The sequence below is a fragment of the Erwinia sp. Leaf53 genome (genome assembly GCF_001422605.1).
Lineage (GTDB): Bacteria > Pseudomonadota > Gammaproteobacteria > Enterobacterales > Enterobacteriaceae > Erwinia.
The window spans coordinates 452,884-477,860 of record NZ_LMLK01000001.1; the positions used below are offsets into that span (position 1 = coordinate 452,884).

14 protein-coding genes are annotated in these 24,977 nt (G+C 61.3%); 12 read left to right on the forward strand and 2 right to left on the reverse strand.

Going from position 1 to position 24,977, the window contains the following annotated elements; all coding sequences use genetic code 11:
• Positions 1-79: 79 nt before the first annotated feature.
• Positions 80-1,084 (reverse strand): HTH-type transcriptional regulator GalR, encoded by a 1,005-nt coding sequence (gene galR / locus ASF13_RS02005; protein WP_056231965.1) that lies wholly within the window; start codon positions 1,082-1,084, stop codon positions 80-82.
• Positions 1,085-1,300: 216 nt separating this feature from the next.
• Here galR and ASF13_RS02010 point away from each other — a divergent pair, with 216 nt between their 5' ends.
• Positions 1,301-3,574, forward strand: a complete 2,274-nt coding sequence (locus tag ASF13_RS02010; RefSeq protein ID WP_056231966.1) for a molybdopterin guanine dinucleotide-containing S/N-oxide reductase — start codon at positions 1,301-1,303, stop codon at positions 3,572-3,574.
• 49 nt (positions 3,575-3,623) lie between these two features.
• Here the strand turns inward: ASF13_RS02010 and ASF13_RS02015 are convergent, their stop codons facing one another.
• Positions 3,624-4,169 carry a hypothetical protein gene (locus ASF13_RS02015; protein ID WP_146005441.1) on the reverse strand — a complete coding sequence of 182 codons (546 nt, stop codon included), beginning with the start codon at positions 4,167-4,169 and terminating at the stop codon, positions 3,624-3,626.
• A gap of 482 nt (positions 4,170-4,651) precedes the next feature.
• Here ASF13_RS02015 and ASF13_RS02020 point away from each other — a divergent pair, with 482 nt between their 5' ends.
• The 11 genes from ASF13_RS02020 (at position 4,652) to ASF13_RS02070 (ending at position 24,957) form a co-directional block, all read left to right on the forward strand.
• Entirely contained in the window at positions 4,652-6,367 is a 1,716-nt protein-coding gene (locus tag ASF13_RS02020) for a penicillin-binding transpeptidase domain-containing protein (RefSeq protein ID WP_056231972.1), read from the forward strand.
• 326 nt (positions 6,368-6,693) lie between these two features.
• Positions 6,694-7,821 (forward strand): efflux RND transporter periplasmic adaptor subunit, encoded by a 1,128-nt coding sequence (locus tag ASF13_RS02025; RefSeq protein ID WP_056231974.1) that lies wholly within the window; start codon positions 6,694-6,696, stop codon positions 7,819-7,821.
• Between the two features lie 9 nt (positions 7,822-7,830).
• Positions 7,831-10,959, forward strand: a complete 3,129-nt coding sequence (locus tag ASF13_RS02030) for an efflux RND transporter permease subunit (RefSeq protein ID WP_056231977.1) — start codon at positions 7,831-7,833, stop codon at positions 10,957-10,959.
• Complete coding sequence (locus tag ASF13_RS02035; RefSeq protein ID WP_056231980.1) at positions 10,949-12,400, forward strand: efflux transporter outer membrane subunit; 1,452 nt, start codon at positions 10,949-10,951, stop codon at positions 12,398-12,400. The genes ASF13_RS02030 and ASF13_RS02035 overlap by 11 nt, the downstream gene beginning before the upstream one ends.
• A 258-nt stretch (positions 12,401-12,658) precedes the next feature.
• Positions 12,659-13,903: an MdtA/MuxA family multidrug efflux RND transporter periplasmic adaptor subunit gene (locus tag ASF13_RS02040; protein WP_056231983.1), complete on the forward strand. Its 1,245-nt coding sequence runs from the start codon at positions 12,659-12,661 to the stop codon at positions 13,901-13,903.
• Complete coding sequence (locus ASF13_RS02045) at positions 13,900-17,103, forward strand: efflux RND transporter permease subunit (protein ID WP_056231985.1); 3,204 nt, start codon at positions 13,900-13,902, stop codon at positions 17,101-17,103. The genes ASF13_RS02040 and ASF13_RS02045 overlap by 4 nt, the downstream gene beginning before the upstream one ends.
• Positions 17,100-20,201 carry an efflux RND transporter permease subunit gene (locus ASF13_RS02050; protein WP_056231988.1) on the forward strand — a complete coding sequence of 1,034 codons (3,102 nt, stop codon included), beginning with the start codon at positions 17,100-17,102 and terminating at the stop codon, positions 20,199-20,201. The genes ASF13_RS02045 and ASF13_RS02050 overlap by 4 nt, the downstream gene beginning before the upstream one ends.
• The gene (locus ASF13_RS02055; protein WP_056231990.1) at positions 20,201-21,598 is read left to right on the forward strand and encodes an efflux transporter outer membrane subunit; all 1,398 of its coding nucleotides are present in this window, start codon (positions 20,201-20,203) and stop codon (positions 21,596-21,598) included. The genes ASF13_RS02050 and ASF13_RS02055 overlap by 1 nt, the downstream gene beginning before the upstream one ends.
• A gap of 270 nt (positions 21,599-21,868) precedes the next feature.
• A complete protein-coding gene (locus ASF13_RS02060; RefSeq protein ID WP_056231993.1) occupies positions 21,869-22,567 on the forward strand; it encodes a hypothetical protein in 699 nt (232 codons plus the stop codon).
• 33 nt (positions 22,568-22,600) lie between these two features.
• Positions 22,601-23,797: a cysteine desulfurase family protein gene (locus ASF13_RS02065; RefSeq protein WP_056231995.1), complete on the forward strand. Its 1,197-nt coding sequence runs from the start codon at positions 22,601-22,603 to the stop codon at positions 23,795-23,797.
• Positions 23,794-24,957 (forward strand): MFS transporter, encoded by a 1,164-nt coding sequence (locus tag ASF13_RS02070; protein WP_056231998.1) that lies wholly within the window; start codon positions 23,794-23,796, stop codon positions 24,955-24,957. Before ASF13_RS02065 ends, ASF13_RS02070 begins: the two co-directional genes overlap by 4 nt.
• Positions 24,958-24,977: the final 20 nt, after the last annotated feature.

Consider the following 24,977-nt stretch of genomic DNA (forward strand, 5'->3'; position numbering starts at 1 on the left):
TTTTTGCCGTCTGACGGAAACGTCTGGCAGGCGTATCAGGGCCCCTCTTCAGACCCTGGTGAAACCCCCGGCCGGCGGCTCAGGCGGGCGGTGCGCTGACCGAGTGACGGCGAACCAGCGTCGGGCTGAACAGGTTGGTGACCTCCGGCAGAGCCTGGCCGCTGGCTAAGGCCAGCGCCAGCGCGGCGGCCTGCTGTGCCATGGTGACGATCGGGTAACGCACGGTGGTCAGGCGCGGGCGAACGTAGCGCGAGACCAGCACATCATCAAAGCCGATCAGCGACATCTGCTCCGGCACCTGCACGCCGTTATCACTCAGTACCGCCAGCGCGCCGGCGGCCATCGAGTCGTTGTAGCAGGTGACGGCGGTAAAGTTTTTACCCTGACCGAGCAGTTCGGTCATCGCCAGCTCACCGCCGACCTCATCCGGTTCTCCCCAGGCGACCAGCCGGTCGTTGACCGCGATCCCGTGCTCTTTCAGGGCGTCGTAGTAACCCTGCAGACGATCGGTGGCATCGGAGATTGAGTGGGTCGAGCAGATAAAGGCAATATTTTCATGACCCTGCTGAATCAGATGGCGGGTCGCCAGCCAGGAACCGTAACGGTCATCCAGCGCGATACAGCGTGGCTCAAACCCCGGCACTATCCGGTTCAGCAGCACCATACCCGGGATCTGTTTCATCAGCGGGATCAGCTCGCTGTCCGGCACCTTTTTCGCATGAACCACCAGCGCCGCGCAGCGGTGGCGGATCAGCTGCTCAATCGCCTGGCGCTCTTTCTGCTCGTCATGATAACCGTTACCAATCAACAGAAAATTGCCGGTCTGCCAGGCAATCTCGTCCACCGATTTAACTATCGCGCCAAAAAACGGATCGGATACGTCGCCGACCACCAGCCCGATGGTCTCCGTCGACTGCTGGGCCAGCGCGCGCGCGTTGGCGTTGGGGTGATAATGAAGCGACTCCATCGCCTCTGTTACGGCCAGGCGTGAACTTTCGCTCGCCTTGGGCGAGTGATTGATCACCCTTGATACGGTCGCGACCGATACGCCCGCGAGCCTGGCAACATCCTTTATGGTAGCCATAGGGTTTACTGCCTTACTGGGTAAGCGTTTACACAGGCTTCAGTGTTGCGGAAAGCGCCAGCGACTGCAAGCGGTCAGAATGTCGCGGATATCGCAAAGCTGATGATTTCTCTGGCAGCAAAGCCTGACAGACTCAGCCGCGCCGCCACTCGCCCGCCGTTCAGGAAACATGCTATTCTCCCTTTCCAGAAATCATCACGCAGCCGGATCCCGTCAATGACCGTTAAAAAATTCCCGCATCTTGCCCACTGGGGCGCGTTTACCGCCGTGACAGAGCAGGGCAGGCTGCTGCGCTGCGAGCCGTTTTTCGCCGATCGGGATCCGTCGCCGATGCTGAAAAGCATTCCGGAACTGGTCTATTCCGACAAACGCATCCGTCAGCCGATGGTGCGCCGGTCATGGCTCAGGGCGCGTGAGAACAGCGATCGTTCGCTGCGCGGGCGGGAAGATTTTGTCGCGGTAGACTGGGAAACCGCGCTGGACCTGGTGGCCGATGAAAACCGCCGGGTGCGCGATCGCTACGGCGCGAGCGGTATTTTTGACGGCTCTTACGGCTGGTCATCGGCGGGAAGGGTGCACCACGCGCGAACCCTGGTACGGCGCTTCTACAACCAGGGCGGCGGCGCCATCGACCAGCAGGGCAACTACAGCTGGGGCGCCGCACAGTTCTTCCTGCCTTACGTCATCGGCACCTTTGCGCCGCTCACCGGCCGGGTCACCGACTGGCCGAGCGTGGTGCAGCACTGCGATATTTTTATCGCCTTCGGCGGGCTGGCGCTGAAAAACGGCCAGGTGGCCTCCGGCGGTGCGGCTGAGCACAGCCTGAAGCCGGCGCTGCTGCAGCTGGCCGCCAAAGGCACACCGGTGGTTAATATCAGCCCGATGCGCGACGACTGTCCGGAGTTTGTTAACGCCGAGTGGATCCCGATCCGGCCTAACACCGACGTGGCGCTGATGCTGGCGCTGGGCTTTGAGATTGAACGGCGGGGAGCGGTGGACAGCGGCTTCCTGCAGTCGCACTGCGTCGGCTGGCCGCAGCTGCGCGCCTATCTGCTGGGTGAAAGCGATGGCCAGCCGAAAACGCCGCAGTGGGCCAGTGAGATCACCGGCATTCCTGCTGCCCGCATCAGCCTGCTGGCGCAGCAGCTGTGCGGCCAGCGCAGCTTTATCACCTGCTCCTATTCGGTTCAGCGCGCCCATCGCGGCGAACAGCCGTACTGGATGATGATCGCGCTCTCCTCGATGCTCGGTCAGCCCGGCCTGTCCGGCGGCGGGTTCTCGTTTGGTCACGGCTCGATGAACAGCGTCGGCAATCCGCGTACTGAAGGGCCTTCACCGCTGATGTCAACCGGGGTGAACCCGATCGCCAGCCAGGCGATCCCGGTGGCGCGCATTGCCGATATGCTGCTGCATCCGGGCACGCCCTACACCTTCCAGGGCGAAACGCACACCTATCCGGAGATCCATCTGGTGCACTGGGCGGGCGGCAACCCGTTCCACCATCATCAGCAGCTCAACCGTCTGGTAGAGGGCTGGCAGCGGCCGGACACGGTGATCGTGCAGGATATCGTCTGGACGCCGGCGGCACAGATGGCGGATATCGTGCTGCCGGTGACGACGACGCTGGAACGTAACGATATTGGCGGCTCGTCAAAGGACCGCTTTGTGCTGGCGATGCATCAGGCGATTAAGCCGCAGCATCAGGCGCGTCACGACTTTGATATTTTCGCCGATCTGGCCGAGCGCCTCGGCTACCGGGAGACCTTCACCGAAAACCGCAGCGAAATGGGGTGGATCCAACACCTCTACCAGCAGTGCGCGCTGGCGCACCGCGGCAAGGGCATCGACTTCCCGGACTTTGACACCTTCTGGCAGCAGGGGCACGTGGAGATCCCGCCGTCGGAGAAAGACTGGGTGTTTATGCAGGAATTCCGCCATGATCCGGTGGCCCATCCGATCAAGACCGCCAGCGGCAGGATTGAGCTCTACAGTGACACCATCGCCGGCTATCAGCTGGAGGATTTTGCGCCGCACCCGCAGTGGCAGCCGCCGCGTGAATGGCTGGGGGCCGACGCCAGCCAGCGCTTCCCGCTGCATATGATTTCGATCCAGCCTGCCGATCGCCTGCACAGCCAGATGGACGCTACGCCGTCGGTGCAGGCCAATAAAACCGCCGGACGTGAAACGCTGTGGATGCATCCGCTGGATGCTGCCGCCCGCGGAATTGTTGACGGTGAGGTGATTGAGGTCAGTAACGATCGCGGACGTATGCAGGCCGGGGTGCGCATCACCGACGGCGTCAGCCAGAGCGTGGTGCTGATTGCCACCGGCGCCTGGTTCGATCCCGGCTTTGGTAAAGCGTGGCAGCCCTATGACCGTGCCGGTAACCCGAACGTATTAACGCTGGATATCGGTACTTCATCGCTGACGCAGGGGCCGAACGCGATGAGCTGTCTGGTCGAAATTAAAAAGGCGGAAGGCGGTCTGTAACCGACACCAGGTGTCCTGCGGATGGCCGGATGGGGGAAATGCGCCCGAATCAGGCCGCCAGCAGGGCGGTTTTGGCAAACCAGGCCATGATGCCAAGGATGGCCGGCGCGAGCAGCGTCCAGGTGATGCGGCTATTCAGGGCGTCAAAGCGATCGTTGGTGCGGATCTCCGCGTCGGCGAAGGCTTTGCCCACCTCGGTTCTGAACAGATCGAAGGTGCCTTTGAACTCATGCAGCTCGGTTTTTACCTGCTTCATATCGGTTTTAAGCGCCAGAACATCCACTTTTAACTCCTGAACATCCACTTTCAGAACGCGAACATCGCCTTTAAGCTCATTAACGTCTTGTTTTAAATTATGAACATCAGTTTTCAGTACCTGAACATCCAGTTTTACCTCATGTAGCTCACTCCGGGTGGCAAAATGTTCAGAGCGGGTCATCATGACCGCCTGATCGATTTTAATCACCCCGATGTCATGCTGCATCTGCCCAAACTGTTCGGCAAAATTAGCCATATGCTGCTCCCTGCTACGGGCCTGCGGCCCCAATCGTTGATGTTGAAAAGAAGCGACAGTTTTTTCTTTAACCGCACCCATTGCCTGACATCCCTTTTTTTTGGTGGTGGCGGGCCGCCGCTTTGCTTCTTCAGCCCGCTCTCTATTGAGTCATAAATCCCCTGTTCACACAATGAACAGGTCGATATTTACCCACTTTTCCGCCGATGAAAACCACGTTTAATCAAATCCGGAAGCCGCTACGAAGAATTTTGTCAGGCGTGAGGAAGGGTGAGCAAAAGATTGCGAAAAGCCCTACAAATCACATAGCTGGTTACACTTTGCGGTTAACTGTTGCGATTCGCGTATAGCGCCGGAATGCGGCAGATTGCTACAGTTCAAGTCCCAGAGGTATTGATGGGTGAACATCAAAAGTATTATCGCTTTTTTTCACCAACCTGCGCAGATGCGCAGGTTTTTTTTGCCCGCCATAAACACGATCTGAAACACTGTTCCCCTGTCATCCTTCACGCGATTTTTGTATAAATGCCAGAAACTTATCAGGCATCTGCAATGGAACAAACATGCCCCCGCTAAAAAAAATGCCGACGCGTTCACAGCCCGCTCCCACCTTTAACCCGGTTCGTTTTCGCTGGGTTTGCTGTGGGGTGATGGCCTGCCTGGTCTTCCTGCTGGCGCGGGTGGCCGATCTGCAGTTAATCAATCATCCCATGCTGGAAAAGCAGGCCGATGAACGTTCGCTGCGCACGGTGACGCTGCCGACCAACCGGGGAACCTTGCTGGATCGCAACGGCGAAGCGCTGGCGCTGAGCGTGCCTTCACGCGATATTATTGCCGATCCGCAGCGGGTGCTGGAGGCGCATCCGGATTTCACCAACGCCAAATGGCAGTATCTGGCGAATGCGCTGGAGCAGCGGCCGGAGCAGCTGGCGGCTCAGATTAACGCTAACCCACAGCGGCGCTTCCTCTATCTGGGGCGCAAGATTGAACTGGGCATCGCCAAAGATATTGCCAAACTGCATCTGGCCGGTATCAGCACCCGCTATGACGACAGCCGTTTTTACCCGATGAGCGAGGCCACCGCGCCGCTGCTGGGGATCGTCGGGGCGGATAACAGCGGCCTGACCGGGCTGGAAAAAGGCTTTGATAAGCTACTGCAGGGGACGCCAGGCGTGGAGAAGTATCGTCAGGATGCCAGTGGCAACATCATCGCCATGATCGACTACGAGCCACCGCGCCAGCCGCCAACGGTGCAGCTGAGTATTGATAAGTTCGACCAGTTTACGATGTACAGCAAGCTGCGCGATGGGGTACTGCTGAACAAGGCGGATTCCGGCGCGGCGGTGCTGATCAAGATCGACACCGGCGAAATCCTCGGTATGGCCTCCTACCCCTCCTTCAACCCGAACAACTTCGCCGACGTTGCGCCGAACCAGATGCGCAACGCGGCGATTAACGACAGCTATGAACCCGGTTCCACGGTAAAACCGCTGGTGGTTATGGAGGGGCTGGCGCGCAAGCTGGTGCGGCCGGACTCGGTGCTGGACACCACGCCTTACCGGGTTAACGGCCATCTGATCCGCGACGTTGGTCACTGGCCGCGGCTGACCATGACCGGCATTCTGCAAAAATCCAGCGACATCGGCGTGTCGCATATCGCGCTGGCGATGCCGGCGCAGGTGCTGGTGGACACCTATCAGTCGTTTGGCCTGGGCAAACCTACCGGACTGGGGCTGACCGGTGAAAGCGTCGGCTACTTCCCGGCGCATCGCCAGCGCTGGGCGGATATCGAGCGTGCCACCTTCTCCTTTGGTTACGGCCTGCGGGTCACGCCGCTGCAGATCGCCCGCGAGTACGCCACGCTGGGCTCGTTTGGCATTTATCGTCCGCTGTCGATTACCAAAGTCAGCCCGCCGGTGCTCGGCCAGCGGGTGGCCGACGAGCAGACGGTGCGTGAAGTGGTGCATATGATGGAGAGTGATGCCCTGCCGGGCGGCAGCGGCGTGCGCGCCGCCGTTCCCGGCTACCGGCTGGCGATCAAGACCGGCACTGCCGAAAAAATGGGTGACAGCGGCAAATACGACGGGGGGTACATTAACTATACCGCCGGCGTGGCCCCGGCCAGTAATCCGCAGGTGGCGCTGGTGATTATGATTAACCACCCAACCGCGGGCGATCACTTTGGCGGATCGGTGGCGTCACCGGTGTTTGGTAACATCATCGGGCCGGTACTGAAGCATATGAATATTCCACCGGATGCCATCTACACCCACGGCTAAGCCGGTTACCCCCTGGCCGCTGCCTCGCCGTGATTTATGCGGCGCCGCAGCGGCCACCCCGCATCTCTTTCAGCCGGTAAACACCGTCACAATTGCGAGCGATACGCTTACTCTCTCCTTTCAGCAGCAATAACGTGTTCAGGTTACGCTGGTCATCCGTCGGAGTTCAACCTGTTCGGCACGTACCGCCGCTATTTTGTAGCCTTTCGACACTATCTTTAGCAGAAACTTAACACCTTCGAATTACAGGTTCTCTATAATGACGTCCTGAAATGAGAATGATCACTCACATTATTAATCAAATCACATCTAAAAGAGAATTCACCATGCGCTTAAGGATCTCTGCCGCGAGTCTGGCTCTGCTGCTGGCCGCCTGCGACCAGACGGCAGCCCCGGTTGCCAGCAATAAGCCCGTTGATGTCGGGGTGGTCACGCTGTCCGCTGAAACGGTCACCCTGTTAAGCCAGTTACCCGGCCGTACCACCGCGGTCAGAACCGCAGAGGTCCGTCCGCAGGTCAGCGGCATTATTCTGAAGCGTCTGTTTAAAGAGGGCAGTGAGGTCAAAGCGGGCGATCCGCTCTATCTGATCGATCCGGCAACGTATCAGGCGGCGTTCGATAAAGCGCAGGCCACGCTGAGTAATGCGCAGACGCTGGCCAACCGCTACAAGCCGCTCGCCGCCGCGCATGCGGTCAGCCAGCAAACCTACGAGGATGCGGCGGCCAGTGCCAAAGAGGCGAAGGCCGATCTCGAAACCGCCCGCGTTAACCTCAGCTACACCCACGTCTATGCGCCGATTACCGGGCATATCGGTCGCTCGCTCTCCACCGAGGGGGCGCTGGTGACCAGCGGCCAGAGCAGTTACCTCACCACCATCCAGCAGCTGGACCCGATCTACGTTGACGTCAGCGAATCCTCGCAGGCGTTGCTGCGCCAGCGGCGCGCGCTGGCCGACGGCAAGCTGCAGGCGGTGGGTAACAACGCCGCGGCGGTAAAACTGACGCTGGAAGATGGTTCCGCCTACGACCAACCGGGGCAACTGGAATTTTCGGAAGTCACCGTCGATGAAAGTACCGGCAGCGTGACCATGCGCGCGCGCTTTCCTAACCCGAAACGTCTGCTGCTGCCCGGCATGTTTGTGCACGCCAGCTTCCCGCAGGGGATAGCGGAGCAGGGGATCCTCGCCCCGCAGGAGGCGATCATGCACGACAACAAAGGGCGGCCCTATGTCTACGTGGTGCAGGCCGATAACCGCATCGCGCAGCAGACGATAACCACCGGTGAGATGCAGCACGGTAAATGGCTGGTGGAGAGCGGGCTGAAGGCCGGTGACCGGGTGGTGGTGGATGGCCTGCAAAACCTGCACGTCGGCAGCCAGGTAAACCCCAGCGAGCATCAGATCAAAGCCACGCCGCAGGCCAACTTAACCACCGCCGATCCCTCCGCGCAGTAAGGAAATCTGATGTCTGAATTCTTCATAGAGCGCCCGATTTTTGCCTGGGTAATCGCAATAGTGGTGATGCTGGTGGGGGCGCTGGCGATCCTGCAGCTGCCGGTTAATCAGTATCCGAACATTGCGCCACCGGCCATTTCGATCGCGGTCACCTATCCGGGCGCCAGCGCGGAAACCACCCAGAATACCGTGGTGCAGGTGATTGAGCAGCAGCTGAACGGCATTGATAATCTGCGCTATATCGAATCACAGAGCGCCAGCGACGGCAGCGCCACCATTATCGTCACCTTTAATCAGGGCACCGATCCCGATATCGCCCAGGTGCAGGTGCAGAACAAGGTGTCGCTGGCCGAGTCGCAGCTGCCGACGGAAGTCACCCAGCAGGGGATTAACGTCCGCAAGTACCAGGCTAACTTTATGCTGGTGGTCAGCCTGGTGTCGACCGACGGCAGGATGAGTAACGGTGACCTGGCCGATCTGCTGGTCTCCAGACTGGAAGATCCGATTGCGCGCACGCCCGGCGTGGGTGACTTCTTCGTACTGGGCTCTGAATACGGCATGCGCATCTGGCTGGACCCGGCGAAGCTGTACAAGTATCAGCTGATCCCCAGTGACGTCACCACCGCCATCACCCAGCAAAACGTGCAGGTCTCCAGCGGTAAACTGGCCGGGCTGCCGACCATTGAGGGGGCGAAGTTCAGCGCCACCATCGTCGGGAAAAGCCGTTTCCAGAAGATATCGCAGTTTGAAAATATCCTGCTGAAGGTCAATACCGACGGTTCCCAGGTGCGGCTGCGCGACGTGGCCAGCGTGGATCTCGGCCCACAGGATTACAGCATCTCGGCGACCCAGAACGGTAAGCCTTCAGCGGGTATGGCGCTGCGTCTGGCCAGCGGCGGTAACGTGCTGGATGCGGTGAACGCGGTGAAAGCCACGGTGGAAGGACTGAAAGACACGCTGCCTGCCGGGGTGAAAGTAGAGTTCCCTTATGACACCTCGCCGGTGGTCAGCGCCTCGATTGAGGAGGTGGTGAAAACCCTGTTTGAGGCGATTGCGCTGGTGTTCCTGGTGATGCTGGTATTCCTGCAGAACCTGCGCGCCACGCTGATCACCACCATGGTGGTGCCGGTGGTGCTGCTGGGCACCTTCGGCATCCTGTCCGCCTGCGGTTACACCATCAACACCCTGACCATGTTCGGCATGGTGCTGGCCATCGGCCTGCTGGTGGATGATGCCATCGTGGTGGTGGAGAACGTCGAGCGCGTGATGCACGACGAACATCTTGATCCGAAGGCCGCCACCATCAAGTCGATGGCGCAGATCCAGGGCGCGCTGTTTGGTATCGCGCTGGTGCTGTCGGCGGTGCTGCTGCCGATGGCCTTCTTCAGCGGCTCCACCGGGGTTATCTATCGCCAGTTCTCAATCACCATCGTGTCGGCAATGGTGCTGTCGGTGCTGATGGCGCTGACCTTTACCCCGGCGCTGTGCGCCACGCTGCTTAAACCCAGCGCGGCCGAGCAGAAAACCACCGGGCTGGCGGGCTGGTTCAACCGCAGGTTTGACGCCGGCACGCTGCACTATACCCGCGGCGTGGGGACGGTGATCTCACGCCGTGGCCTGTTCCTCGTCATCTACCTGGCGATCGTCGTCGCTACCGGCTACCTGTTCACGCGGGTGCCCACCTCGTTCCTGCCGGATGAGGATCAGGGGGTGATGATGATGCAGGTCACGCTGCCAACCAACGCCTCCACCGAGCGTACCCAGCAGGTGCTGGATGAGATCCAGCAGTGGCTGGCGAAGAACGAACCGGCGGTAACCTCCGTATTTGAACCTAACGGATTCAGCTTTTCCGGGCGCGGCCAGAACAGCGCGATGGCCTTTGTGCTGCTCAAACCCTGGGCGGAACGCAACAGTGACCAGTCGGTGCAGAAGATTGCCGCGCGCACCATGGCCCACTTCGCCAGCATGAAGGATGCCAGAGTGTTTGCGCTGGTGCCGCCGGCGGTGATGGAGCTGGGTAACGCCACCGGCTTCGACTTCTTCCTGCAGGACACCCGCAACCAGGGGCATGCGGCGCTGATGGCGGCGCGTAATCAGTTCCTCAGCATGGCGGCACAGGATAAACGGCTGTTCGCCACCCGTCCTAACGGCATGGAGGATGAGCCGCAGTACCACCTGATTATCGATGATGAACGGGCGCGGGCGCTGGGCATCAGCCTGGAGGATATCGACAACGAACTCTCCACCGCCTGGGGTTCCAGCTACGTGAACCAGTTTATCTACCACGGCCGCGTCAAGAAGGTCTATGTGCAGGGTAACGCCGGTTCACGCGTCACGCCGGAAGACCTCAGCAAATGGTACTTCCGTAACTCCAGCGGCACCATGGTACCGTTCTCCGCCTTTGGCAGCGGTGAATGGCAGTACGGCTCGCCGCGCTATGAACGCTTTAACGGCGTCTCGGCGGTGGAGATTATGGGGTCCCCGGCCAGTGGTTACAGTACGGGCGATGCGGTGAAAGCGGTGCAGGAGATTGCCGCCAGACTGCCGGCGGGCTTTAAGGTGCAGTGGCACGGCCTCTCCTGGGAGGAGCAGTCGTCCGGCTCACAGACTACGGCGCTGTATACCCTGTCGATTCTGATGGTGTTTCTGTGCCTGGCCGCGCTGTATGAAAGCTGGTCGATTCCCTTCTCGGTGCTGCTGGTGGTGCCGCTTGGGGTGCTCGGCACCCTTCTCGCCGTGCTGCTGCGCGGGCTGGAAAACGACGTGTTCTTCCAGGTGGGGCTGCTGACCACCGTCGGACTCGCGGCGAAGAACGCCATTCTGATCGTCGAATTTGCCAAAGACCTGCATGAAAAAGAGGGACGCGGACTGGTTGAAGCGGCGCTGGAGGCGGCGAAGCTGCGCATCCGGCCCATTATCATGACGTCGATGGCCTTCGTGCTCGGGGTGCTGCCGCTGACCATCTCCCACGGCGCCGGGGCCGGCAGCCAGCACTCGATCGGGACCGCCGTGGTCGGCGGCATGATCACCGCGACCTTCCTCGCCATCTTCTTTGTACCGATGTTTTACGTGGTAGTGGCGCAGCGTTTTGCCGGAAAAAAGAAAATCAAAACAGAGGTCCAACAGAATGACGCATAAGGCTTTTTCTCTCGGAGTGCTGCCGCTGGCGCTGCTGCTGGCGCTGAGCGGCTGCACCATGCAGCCGGATTACCAGCGCCCGGCGCTGCCGGTAGCAGGCCAGTATGACCGGTACGGCGCCAGCGACGAGGGCAACGGTGCCGATATCCGCTGGCAGACCTTCTTCACCGATCCGGTGATGAATAAGCTGATTGCCAGCGCGCTGGCAAATAACCGTGACCTGCGGGTGGCGGCGCTGAACGTTGAAGTGGCGCGTTCCCAGGTACAGATTGACCGTGCGGCACTGCTGCCGTCGGTTAACCTCAGCGCGGGCGGCACTGGCACCCATCTGCCGGGCGGGCTGTACAGCACCCAGTCCAGCGGCCCGGTCACCTACCATCAGTATGACGCCAGCCTGGGCGTTACCTCGTGGGAGCTGGACTTCTTTGGTCGTCTGCGCAGCCTGCGCGACCAGGCGCTGGAGCAGTACCTGGCCACCGCCGCCAGCGAGCGCGCCACGCAGATCGGACTGATTGCCGAAGTGGCCTCGGCGTACCTGTCGCTCTGCTCAGACAACCAGCTGCTGGCGCTGGCCGGCAGCACGCTGAACAGCCAGCAGGATTCGTACAACCTGACCCAGCGCAGCTATAACGGCGGTGTGGCCAGCGAGCAGGATCTGCTGCAGGCCGAAACCTCGGTGCGCACCGCGCAGGCCGACGTGGCCAGCTACACCCGTCAGGTGCGCCAGGATGTGAACGCGCTGGCGCTGCTGGTGGGCAGTGACCTGCCGGCTAATCTGCTGGCCGACGCGCGGCTGGATAACGCGTGGCGCTTCCCGGCCACCCCGGCCGGGCTGCCGTCCGATCTGCTGACCCGCAGACCGGATATTATCGCGGCAGAACATACTCTGAAGGCCGCCAATGCCAGCATCGGCGCGGCGCGCGCGGCCTTCTTCCCGAGCATCAGCCTGACCGCCAGCGGCGGCTCCAGCTCCGGCAGCCTCGGGCACCTGCTCTCCGGCGGCTCCAGCTCCGGCAGCCTCGGGCACCTGCTCTCCGGCGGCAGCGGCGCCTGGTCGTTTGCCCCGGGCATCAATCTGCCGATATTCGACGGCGGCGTAAACGCGGCAAATCTGGATATTGCGAAGCTGCAGAAGCGCATTGAGATTGCCGACTATGAGAAGGCGATTCAGAGCGCTTTTAAGGACGTCAGCGATGCGCTGGCCGGGCAGGATACCTACCGTGACGAGCTGCAGGCGCGGCAGCTGGACGAAAAAGCCAGCCAGCGAAACTATGACCTGGCGACGCTGCGCTACCGCGAAGGGGTGGACAACTACCTTAACGTGCTGGTGGCCCAGCGCACGCTCTACGGCGCGCAGCAGGCGAGAATTACCACGCAGCTGGGGCAGCTGAATCAGCAGATCACGCTGTATAAGGCGCTGGGGGGCGGCTGGAAATCCTGACCGGGCGGGATGGATCCTGTACTTCTTACGCAACCCTTACGCTCTGCGCATAGAATTTAAACAACGCGCTGTTCGATAATAGGAATGACTATCAACAACCGCTGATGCAGTCGGGCACTGACGCTTCCTTCCCGGTCGGTTCCTGCACAGCGGCTGCTGAGCCCGGGCCTGACCGCGATGGATTATCGCCCGACTCTTTTATCGCGTCTGCATTTCAGGCGCGTTTTATCTGAACGCTGTCCTTAACTCAAGAGCCTCATGACCCTGAACTCCACCTCCCGGCCGCACTCCCGGCGTAAAATCGCTGTCATTCTCCTTCTGCTGCTGTCGATCGCGTGCCTGGTGTGGCGTTTCTGGCCGTCGGCACCTTCCGGACACGGTGGCCCCGGCGGGATGCGTGGCCCGGGCGGCCCCGGCGGTCACGGCGGTCCGCCCGGCATGATGATGGCCGGGGCGGCCACCCCGGTGCACGCTGACAGGGTGACGCTGGCCGACGTGCCGGTGTACCTCAACGCGTTAGGAACGGTGGTGCCGAACGCCACGGTGACGGTGACCAGCCGCGTCGACGGGCAGCTGACCCAGGTGCTGTTTAAAGAGGGGCAGAAGGTGAGCGCCGGGCAGCTGCTGGCGCAGATCGACCCGCGCAGCTATCAGGCCACGCTGGCGCAGTATCAAGGCTCGCTGGCGCAGAACCAGGCGCTGCTGAAAAGCGCGCAGCTGACGCTGACGCGTTATCAGAAGCTATTTGCTCAGGATTCACTGGCGCGCCAGGACCTGGACAGCCAGGTGGCGACCGTCGGTCAGTACAGCGGCGCGGTAAAAACCGACGAGGCGCAGATTGCGGCGGCAAAACTGGATATTGAGTATGCGCGCATCACCGCGCCGGTCAGCGGCCGCGTTGGCCTGCGGCTGGTGGACGCCGGCAATATGGTGCACAGCTCTGACACCACCGGTATCGTCACCATCACCCAGACCCAGCCGGCGGCGGTGACCTTCAGCGTGCCGCAGAGTAATATCCCGACCCTGCTCAGGGCGCTGCACAACGATCGCAGCCTGTCCGCTGCCGCCTTCGATCAGGAAGGCAAGGCCGAGCTGGCGCAGGGCGAGGTGCAGTTTATCAGCAACCAGATTGATACCAGCACCGGCAGCATTGCGCTGAAGGCGCTGTTTGCCAATCAGGACGAAGCGCTCTATCCGAATCAGTTCGTCAATCTGCGTCTGCAGACCGCCACCCTGAAGCAGGCCACGGTAATACCGGCCCAGGCGCTGCAGCTGAGCAGCGACGGCAGCTTTGTCTGGGTGATCGGCCAGGACAGCACCGTTACCCGCCGCGCGGTGAAAACCGGCCCGGCCTTTGGCAGCGATAAGCAGGCGATCCTCGACGGCGTCAGGGCCGGGGAGCAGGTGGTGACCGAAGGCATCGATCGCCTGAGCAGCGGCAGCAGGGTTGAACGGGTGACACCGGAGCAGCAGACGGCTGACCAGAGCAGCACCGCGCCATGAATCCGTCACGCCTCTTTATCAACCGGCCGGTAGCCACCATCCTGCTGATGGCCGGCATCCTGATTTCCGGTATTTTTGCTTACCGGCTGCTCTCCACCTCGGCGCTGCCGCAGGTGGATTACCCGACTATTCAGGTCACCACCCTCTATCCCGGGGCCAGCCCGGACGTGATGGCCTCCTCGGTCACCGCGCCGCTGGAGCGCCAGCTCGGTCAGATGTCCGGCTTAAGCCAGATGAGCTCCAGTAGCTCCGGCGGCTCGTCGGTAATAAGCCTCAGGTTCTCGCTGGACCTGTCGCTGGACGTGGCTGAGCAGGAAGTGCAGGCGGCGATCAACGCCGCCGACAGCCTGCTGCCGACCGACCTGCCCAGCCCGCCAACTTATAAAAAGGTCAACCCGGCGGACAGCGCGGTGATCGCCCTCGCCGCCACCTCAGACACGCTGCCGCTGACCCGCGTGCAGGACCTGGTTAACACCCGCATCGCGCTGAAGCTGGCGCAGATCGCCGGGGTGGGTATGGTCACGCTGGCCGGCGGCCATCAGCCGGCGATCCGCATACGCGTCGACCCGAAGGCGCTGGCGGCCCACGGCCTCACGCTGGCCGACGTCAACACGCTGGTCAGCAACGGCAACGTCAACGGCTCGAAGGGCGGCTTTGACGGCACGTACCATTCGGTGACCATCGACGCCAACGACCAGCTGCGCACCGCCGACGAGTACGGCAGCCTGATCCTGACGTATAAAAACGGCGCTGCGCTGCGCCTGCGCGATATCGCGCAGATTGAGCAGGCGGCGGAAAACGTTTATCAGTCTGCGTGGGCCAACAACAGCCCGGCGATTGTCATCAGCGTACAGCGCCAGCCGGGTGCCAACGTGATTTCGGTGGTCGACAGCATCAGGGCACAGCTGCCGACGCTGCAGGCCGCGCTGCCGGACGGCGTGAAGGTCAGCATTCTCTCCGACCGCACCCAGACCATCCGCGCCTCAATCCGCGACGTGCAGTTCGAGCTGATGCTGTCGATTGCGCTGGTGGTGATGGTCACCTTCCTGTTCCTGCGCAACGTTGCCGCCACGCTGATCCCGAGCATTGCGGTACCGCTGTCGCTGGTCGGCACCTTTGGCGTGATGTACCTGGCCGGCTTCAGCCTGAACAACCTGTCGCTGATGGCGCTGACCATCGCCACCGGCTTTGTGATCGACGATGCCATCGTGGTGGTGGAGAACATCACAAGGCGGCTGGAGGAGGGCGAAACCCCGATGCAGGCGGCGCTGAAGGGCTCGCAGCAGATCGGCTTTACCATTATCTCGCTGACCTTCTCGCTGATCGCGGTGCTGATCCCGCTGCTGTTTATGGGCGACGTGGTCGGGCGGCTGTTCCGCGAATTCGCCATCACCCTCGCGGTAGCGATCCTGGTATCGATGTTTATCTCGCTGACCCTGACGCCGATGCTCTGCGCATACCTGTTGCAGCATATCCCGCCGGAGCGGCAGTCGCGTTTCTCACGCAAGGGCGGCGAGCTGTTCGATAAGCTGATCGCCGGCTATGACCGCCTGCTGACCCTGGTGCTTAACCACCAGCGGCTGACGCTGTGCGTCGCGCTGGCCACGCTGGTGCTGACCGGATTGCTCTGGCTGGCGGTGCCGAAAGGCTTCTTCCCGGCGCAGGATACCGGGCTAATCCAGGGGGTAACGATTGCCTCGCAGGACGTCTCCTTCGGTGAGATGTCGAAAAGACAGCAGCAGCTGGCGGCGATCGTGCGGAACAATCCGGCGGTGGCGAGCGTCTCCAGCACCGTTGGCATCGACGGCAGCAACACCAGCCTGAACAGTGGCCGTCTGCAGATTAACCTTAAGCCGCTGGATGAACGCGATAAGCGGGCCGATGCGGTGATCGCCGAACTGCAGCAGGCCACCGCGCAGGTGCCGGGCATTCAGCTTTACCTGCAGTCGGCGCAGGATCTGACGGTTAACGACCAGGTCACGCCGGACCGCTACCAGTTCAGCCTTGATGATGCCGACAGTGAAAACCTGGTCAGCTGGTCACCGACGCTGGTGGCGGCGCTGCGCGCGCGGCCCGAGTTCAGTTCGGTGGTCAGCAACCTGCAGGAGCAGGGGCAGGTGGCCTACATTGAGCTGAACCGTGACGCGGCGGCGCGCTACGGCATCACCGCCTCGGACGTGGATACCGCGCTGTATAACGCCTTTGGCCAGCGGCTGATCTCGACCATCTTTACCCAGTCGAATCAGTATCGCGTGGTGCTGGAGGTGGCACCGCAGTTCCAGCAGTCACCGGCGTCGTTTGACGATATCTGGCTGGCGACCTCGGGCAGCAGCAGTGCGTCTGGCAGCACCAGCACCAGCACCAGCACCACGAGCACGAGTAGCGGTTCAGGCTCATCAGGCAGCAGCAGCTCCTCTTACTCCGGCACCAGCGGTATGGTGAAGCTGACCGCGATTGCCACCGTCCACCTGCGTACCGGTTCGCTGGTGCATACGCGCATTAACCAGTTCCCGGCGGTGACGGTGTCGTTTAACCTCAGCGACGGCACCTCGCTGGAGCAGGCGCAGCAGGCCATCAGCGAGGTGAGCCGCCAACTGGCGCAGCCGTCGTCGATCGTTCTGCGCTATCAGGGGGAGGCGTCAGCGTTCCGGAGCGCCACCGGCAACACGCTGTGGCTGATCCTCGCCGCGCTGCTGACCATGTACGTGGTGCTTGGCATTCTGTATGAGAGCTTTATCCACCCGGTGACTATTCTCTCCACGCTGCCCTCGGCGGCGGTCGGCGCGCTGCTGACCCTGCTGCTGGCCGGTACCGGATTCAGCCTGATCGCGCTGATCGGCGTGATCCTGCTGATCGGCATCGTGAAAAAGAACGCCATTATGATGATCGACTTTGCGCTGGAGGCGGAAAACAGACAGGGGCTGAGCGCGCGTGAGGCGATCCACCAGGCCTGCCTGCTGCGCTTCCGGCCGATCCTGATGACTACCCTGGCGGCGCTACTCGGCGCGCTGCCGCTGATGCTGGCCTCCGGCTCCGGTGCCGAACTGCGCCAGCCGCTGGGGCTGGTGATTGTCGGCGGCCTGATCGTCAGCCAGGTGCTGACGCTGTTCTCCACGCCGGTTATCTATCTGTGGTTTGACGGCCTGGCGCAGCGCGGCAAACGCTGGATGCGGGCGGCGGCGGCCCGGGGGCGTGAATGAACCTGACCCGGCTGTTTATCTCCCGCCCGGTGGCCACGCTGCTGCTGACCCTGGCGCTGCTGCTGCTGGGCGCGCTTGGCTACCGGCTGCTGCCGGTGGCACCGCTGCCGCAGGTGGACTTCCCGACCATTATGGTCAGCGCCAGCCTGCCGGGTGCCAGCCCGGAAACCATGGCCGCCACGGTGGCGACGCCGCTGGAGCGCGCGCTGGGCGAGATCGCCGGCATTACCGAAATGACCTCGCAGAGTTCGCAGGGCTCCAGCGATATCATCCTGCAGTTTGCGCTGGACCGCGATATTAACGGCGCGGCGCGCGACGTGCAGGCGGCGATCAATGCCGCCCGCAGCCTGCTGCCGGGCAGCATGCCGTCGCTGCCCACTTACCGAAAAGCTAACCCCTCCGACGCGCCGATCGTGATGATGGCGCTCTCCTCCTCCACCCGTTCCGGCGCCGAACTGTACGATCTCGCCAACAGCAAAATTCAGCAGAAAATTGCCCAGGTGGCCGGCGTCGGTGAAGTGTCGCTGCGCGGCAGTTCGCTGCCGGCGGTACGCATTGACCTGCAGCCGCAGCAGCTGAGTCACTACGGCATCTCGCTGGAGTCGGTGCGGACGGCGGTCGCCAGCAGCACCAGCAACCTGCCGAAGGGCGTGCTGCAGGGCGATACGCAGTCGTGGATGGTGGACGGCAACGGCCAGCAGGAGCAGGCAAAAAACTACCGCGATCTGGTGGTCAGCTACCAGAACGGCCGCGCGGTGCGCCTCAGCGACGTGGCGACGGTGTATGACGCGGTGGAGGATAAATACAACGTCGGCTTCTACAACGGTGCGCCGTCGGTCACTATCGGCGTCACCCGCCAGGCGGGGGCCAGTATGCTGCAGACCATCGACGATATTAAGGCGCAGCTGCCGCTGATTAAGCAGGATCTGCCCGCTGACGTCAGCCTGACGCTGGTGGTGGACCGTTCGCCCAACGTGCGCGACTCGCTGTACGACACCGAAGAGACGCTGCTGATCGCCATGCTGCTGGTGATCGGCGTGGTGTTTGTGTTTCTGCGCGACCTGCGGGCGATGGCGATACCGGCGCTGGCGCTGCCGGTATCGTTAATCGGCACCTGCGCGGTGATGTACCTGCTCGACTACAGCCTCGATAACCTGTCGCTGATGGCGCTGATTATCGCCACCGGCTTTGTGGTCGACGACGCCATCGTGGTGCTGGAAAACATCACCCGCTATATCGAACAGGGGCTCAGCCCGGTGCGGGCGGCGATTAAGGGGGCGCAGGAGGTGAGTTTTACCGTGCTGGCGATGACCCTGTCGCTGATCGCGGTGTTTATCCCGATCCTGCTGATGGGCAGCATCGTTGGCCGCCTGTTCCGCGAATTTGCCGTCACGCTCAGCGTGTCGCTGGTGATTTCGATGGGGGTGTCGCTGAGCCTGACGCCGATGCTCTGCTCAAGGCTGCTGAAGCGCAAGCCGGCGGTCACAAAGCGCCCGCACCCGCTGTACCAGTGGATTGAAAATGGCCTTAACCGCCTGCTGGAAAGCTACAGCGCCGGGCTGGCGTGGGTAATGCGCCACCAGCGCTTAACCCTGTTCAGCCTGCTGTTGACCATCGTGCTCAACGTGTTCCTCTACGGCGTGGTGCAGAAGGGCTTCTTCCCCAGTCAGGATACCGGCCTGCTGATGGGCATGCTGCGCGCCGATCAGAACGTCTCCTTCCAGGCGATGGAGCCGAAGATGAAGCAGTTTGCCGCGCTGATCCAGCAGGATCCGGCGGTGGACGGGGTGATGTCGTCGATCGGCGGCGGTGCCTTTGGCTCGCGCAATACCGCGATGTTCTTCGTCCACCTGAAGGATTTTAAACAGCGCGACGACGCCAGTACCGTGGCTAACCGCCTGAGCGGCAAAACGCAGAATATCCCCGGCGTGCAGCTGTTTCTGATGGCGGCGCAGGATCTGCATATCGGCGGGCGTAGCGCTAACGCCTCGTATCAGTACAGCCTGCAGGCCGACGACCTCGACACGCTGCGCACCTGGACGCCGAAGGTGAAAGCGGCGCTGGAGCAGATCCCGCAGCTGACCAGCGTTGACTCCGACTCGGAAACCGGCGGTCAGGAGGTGATGATCGGTATCGACCGCGATCGCGCCACCCGGCTGGGGGTCAACGTCAGCATGCTGGATACGCTGCTGAATAACGCTTTCAGCCAGCGGCAGATCGCCACGCTGTATAAAACGCTCAATCAGTACCACGTGGTGATGTCGCTGAACGACCGCTGGACCCGTGACCCTGCCGCGCTGCAGCAGCTGTTCGTGCTCAACGACGGCGGCGAGCGCATCCCGCTTTCCGCTTTCGCCAGCTTCAGCGGCGGCAACGCGCCGCTGTCGGTAAACCATCAGGGGCAGTCGGCCACCAGCACCATCGCCTTCAACCTGCAGGACGGTGCGTCACTGGAAGAAGCGCAGGCGGCGATCAAAACCGCGATGGCGAAAATTGGCCTGCCGGACAGCATCCAGGCCGGTTTTGCCGGCACCGCGCAGGCGTTTGTCGGGCTGACCAGCACCATGCCGTGGCTGATCCTTGCTGCGCTGCTGGCGGTGTATATCGTGCTGGGGATGCTGTATGAAAGCTACATTCATCCGCTGACCATTCTGTCGACGCTGCCGTCGGCCGGGGTTGGGGCGCTGCTGCTGCTGCTGCTGACCGACACCCAGCTGACGGTGATTGCGCTGATCGGCATCCTGCTGCTGATCGGCATCGTCAAGAAAAACGCCATTATGATGATCGACTTTGCGCTGGCCGCCGAACGCAATCAGGGCATGACGCCGCAGCAGGCGATCGTTCAGGCCTGCCTGATGCGCTTCCGGCCGATTATGATGACCACGCTGGCCGCCTTCTTCGGCGCGCTGCCGCTGGCGCTGGGCAGCGGCGGCGATGCCGACCTGCGCAGCCCGCTGGGGCTGGCGATTGCCGGCGGCCTGGCACTGAGCCAGCTGCTGACCCTGTTTACCACCCCGGTGGTCTACCTTTATCTCGACCGTGCCAGCCGCGCCACGCAACGCCAGTGGCAGCGCCTGCGCCACCCCAGGAACGCCTGATGAAACTGAATAAACTTACCCCCGTAGTGCTGGCACTGCTGATCGGCGGCTGCGCCGTCGGGCCGGACTACCAGCGGCCGTCGGCACCGGGTGCGCTGCGCTATAAAGAAGCGCGCGGCTGGCAGCAGGCCACGCCGCAGGACGCGCAGCAGAAGGGCGACTGGTGGGCGGTGTATCGTGACCCGACGCTGGATGCGCTGCTGCGCCAGGTGCAGGTCTCCAACCAGAACGTGGCGCAGTATGAGGCGAAGTACCGCCAGGCGCTGACGCTGGCCTCCGGCTCCAGCCGCGATCTGCTGCCGACGGTCAGCGCCACCGCCAGCTCAACCCGCAGCGGCACGGCGGCCAGCAGCAGCGGGGCGACCAGCGGCGGGCGGATCAGCAACAGCCACTCGGCGCAGCTCTCTGCCTCCTGGGAGCTGGATATCTGGGGCAAACTGCGCCGCACGCTGGAAGAGAACCAGGCCAGCGCAGAGGCCAGCGCCGCCGGACTGGGCAATATCACCCTCAGCGCCCAGTCAACGCTGGCGCAGGACTACTTCCAGCTGCGTATTCTCGACCAGCGCATTGCCCTGTATCAGCAGAGCATTGCCGCCTATCAGCGCTATCTGACGGTAATTAATAACAAATACCGGGCGGGCAGCGAGTCGCGCGCCACCCTGGCGCAGGCGCAAACCACCCTGGCCAGCGCCCGCGCCTCGGCGCTGGATCTCAGCTGGCAGCGCGCCCAGCTGGAGCACGCCATCGCGGTGCTGGTCGGCAAAACCCCGGCGGAATTCAGCCTGGCGGCGGCACCGCTGAACGCCACTTTGCCGGCGATCCCGGCCGCGCTGCCGTCCGCACTGCTGCAGCGCAGGCCGGATATCGCCCAGGCGGAACGCACGGTGGCCGCCGCCAACGCAGCAGTGGGCGTGGCGATCGCCGGGTACTACCCGGATCTGACCCTCAGCGCCAGCGGCGGCTACAGCGGCTCCTCGTTCAGCAACCTGTTCTCGCTGCCGAACCGTATCTGGTCGTTAGGGCCGTCGCTGAGCGGCACGCTGCTCGACTTCGGGGCCACGTCTGCGAAGGTGGAGCAGGCGCGCGCCGCCTATGACGCTGACGTTGCCAGCTACCGCCAGACGGTGCTGAGCGGCTTCCAGGAGGTGGAGGATTATCTGGTGGAGCTGCACACCCTGCAGGATGAGCTGCAGGCGCAGCAGGAGGCCGCCGCGTCGGCGCAGGAGTCAGCGCGCGTAACCTTTAACCAGTACCAGGCGGGAATGATCGACTATCTCGATGTGGCCACCACCGAAAACAGCAGCCTCAGCCAGCAGCAGAGCCTGCTGCAGCTGCAAAGCACCCGGTGGGTCACCAGCGTACAGCTGATCGTGGCGCTGGGGGGCGGCTGGCGCTAGCCTGGCAAAGTGGTCGCAAGGCAACAGGCCCCGGCCAGCGTACATTACGTCACCGGGGCTTTATTTTTACGGGGTAACGCGTTAGTGAACAGGCTAATAAATAACATGTATGTAAGTTAATATGGATTTTTTACGGTTGTGGTCTTTACGGGTTTTTGATATTTGTTTTCTTTGAACTTTTGGCGTTTCACTCTATACGTTCACAGCACGTTATTTCGATGCGGGTGATGTTTCAGATGCGGAATGCCGGGTTTTGAAAAGGAGAAAATAATGGATGTCGAACGCTCTCTTATCAGCATACTCGCCGGAAACTCCCGTGTTTTTATTGATGAAGCCGGTGAGATTGTCGTTGAGGCGCAACTTAAAGCCTTTGAATCAGCGCTTAAATTCGCCAGTCAATGCACCCCTGAACAGGGTAATAAACCGAGAATATCCGTTGCTTTCGATCATCATGGTATTTTTCGCAAACATTTTCTGGCAGAGAAGCTCACTAATTCGCAAAAAAGACGTCCCCGCCTGTGTCATCTGCATCAGCGTATTCAACGTGTTTTTTTACCGGTGGCGAATCAATACAATATTCCGCTCAGCGAAATCTACGCCATTCATGAAGACTCTGCCCGGCAACACCTTGTTTATATGCTTGAGAATGATGATATTCCTGAGCCGGTGGTTAACCGTATGCGTGCACCGGCTCCGGCAAGCGCCGGCCCGCAGGCGTCGAAACTCTCCTGCGCCGCGATCACCCGGGAATATTTTGAACGGGCTGCAGGCGAAGGACGGACGCCTGAATCGGTGCTGGAAGTGTTCTTTGAAGACAGCCCCTGGTCAGGGAGCCTCGCCTGGGTTCGCGGGCTGCAGCTGAGCCACCTGCTCGGCTTTACTGCCGGTATTCGCCTGAACCTGGTCGATGAGCAGGGCGGCGTACAGCAGGGAGAGATTATCGCCGCACGACAAAACCCGCAGTTTTAAATCGATTCGCAGTACAACCTCAGGAAGATACCGATGAATGGACAGGATGGTTCTGTATATCTGGATAACAATGCCACTACGGCTTTAGATGATGACGTACTTGAAGCAATGATGCCCTATCTCACCCACGTTTACGGAAATGCGGCCAGTATCAGCCATGTCTGGGGCTTGCAGGCCCGCAAAGCGGTGGAGAATGCCCGTGAAATCATCGCCAGCGCGATTAATGCATACAGTCCCGGTGATATTATTTTCACTTCAGGGGCGACGGAATCGGTCAATCTGGCACTGTTCAGTCCGGTTAAAAACGGGCATGTCATTACCTCACAGATTGAGCATAAAGCCGTGCTGGACAGCTGTGCCAGGCTTGAATCTGCCGGGATGCAGGTCAGCCGGGTTGCACCGGACTGTTATGGAATCGTTTTATCTGAAGCTGTTTCTGGTGAAATCAGAAAAGAGACCCGTCTTGTCTCAATTATGTCGGCAAATAATGAAACGGGTGCGCTGCAACCGATAAACGAGATAGGGAAAATCTGTCGCGAGCAGGGTGTGGTTTTTCATTGCGATGCAACGCAGTCGCTGGGAAAAATAGCGCTGGACGTCAGGTTGTCAGATATCAGCCTGGCATCTTTCTCGGCCCATAAAATTTATGGCCCCAAAGGTGTCGGCGCGCTGTATATCAGCTCACGGGAACCTCTTATTGAACTTCAGCCTATGATGGTGGGAGGAGGGCACGAAAATGGCCTGCGATCGGGGACGTTAAATGTTGCCGGCATCGTCGGCTTTGCCCACGCTGTTAAACTGGCTGTGGAGAAACAAGCGTCAGAATCCGCCCGGATAAGGGCGTTGCGTAACCGGCTCTGGCAGTTTGTCGTCGAGAATGTGCCTGAAGTCCGTTTAAATGGTCACCCCGAACACCATCTTCCGGGGGTACTGAATCTCTCTTTCAGCGGCATTGACGCCGACTCCCTCTTGCTCGAACTTCCTGACATTGCGCTGTCAGCCGGCTCGGCATGCACCTCTGCCCGACAGGCACCGTCGCACGTCCTTAAAGCAATGGGCCTCAGCGATGCGATGGCTCAGGCAAGCATCCGTATCGGCATCGGGCGATTCAATACGGAAGCTGAAATCAGTTACGTTTGCCAGCGGCTTAAAGTCGCCGTAGAGGCACTCCGTGCGATGAACCCTGTATTTCGCCGCTCAGCAGGCCGTGCGCAGGACGTGCAACCATGAAAAATTCAACTGCACTGCTTCTGCTGTCAGGTACCTCTCTGACGGCGGGCGGTTACGGCGCCACCTTCCTGTTCTCTGCCTGGTTTCGCTCTCAGGGCGGAACCGATATTGAGGCCGGTACGACGCTGAGTATGGCTCTGCTGGGGACATTTATCGGGGTGCCACTGGTCGGCTGGTTTGCCGGGCGGATGGATGCCTCGCGGCTTGCCGCACTCGCAGCGTTCATCCTCTCCGTGGGTTATCTGCTGATGGGGAGCTTAAGCGAAGAATTCAGGTTCGTACCCTTGCTATCCACACTGCTGATTGGCCTGGGGTGGGGGATGTTTTATATCGGTGCACCTATGGCGCTTTCTGAACGTGTTTCAGATGCCGATCGCGGACACTGGTTTACCCGCTTTAGCGCGTTTCAGATGGTCGGGATCTGTGGCGGGCCGGTACTGGTCACGCTGTTGACCGGTAGCCTGCACACTCCGTTACAGCAGTGCTTTCTGCTGGTGGGGGGGGCCGGTCTGCTTGCTGCCCTGCTGCTGGCGGCATTTGGTCGTAAAGAACCGGGTGGGCCAGGCGATCGGGCTCTGAGGCCCTGGGTGAAAAAACTCGCCGTACTGGCTTTCAGCCCTGCCGCCAGGCCCATAGTGATGGTCGGATTAGGCGGTTGTGTTTTTTCAGGGATGATGTCGTTCCAGGGAAGCCTGGTCGAAGGGACCTCCGCCAGCGCCAGCACCTATTTCTGGGTGCATGCCACTACGGCAGTGGTTGCCCGGCTGTTGCTGTCGCGGCGGCTGTCGGGGCTGCCCCGTCTGCCGTTGGTTTCTGCTCTGTTATGCTGCCTGTTTGTCGGCATTCTTTGCCTGCTGTGGATACCGATCCATCCTGCTTTTCAGATTGCCTCCGCGATGCTCACCGGCCTCGGTTACGGCCTGGTGTATCCGGTGATCCAGACCTGGGCGGTGAATGATTCGCTGCCGGAAAACCGGCATGCGGCCCTGACCTGGTTCGTAATGTCTTATTTCGTCGGCATATTCGGTTTTCCAGCCTTTGGCGGCTGGATACTGGTGGCGGCGGGTAAAGTGTGGTTTATCCTGGCTCTTGCGCTGCTTGTTCTGCTGGAACTGGCTGCGGGCGCTATGCGCAGTGGAACCCGGTCTGAAAATTATTGAGTTGTGCGGTCATATCCTGC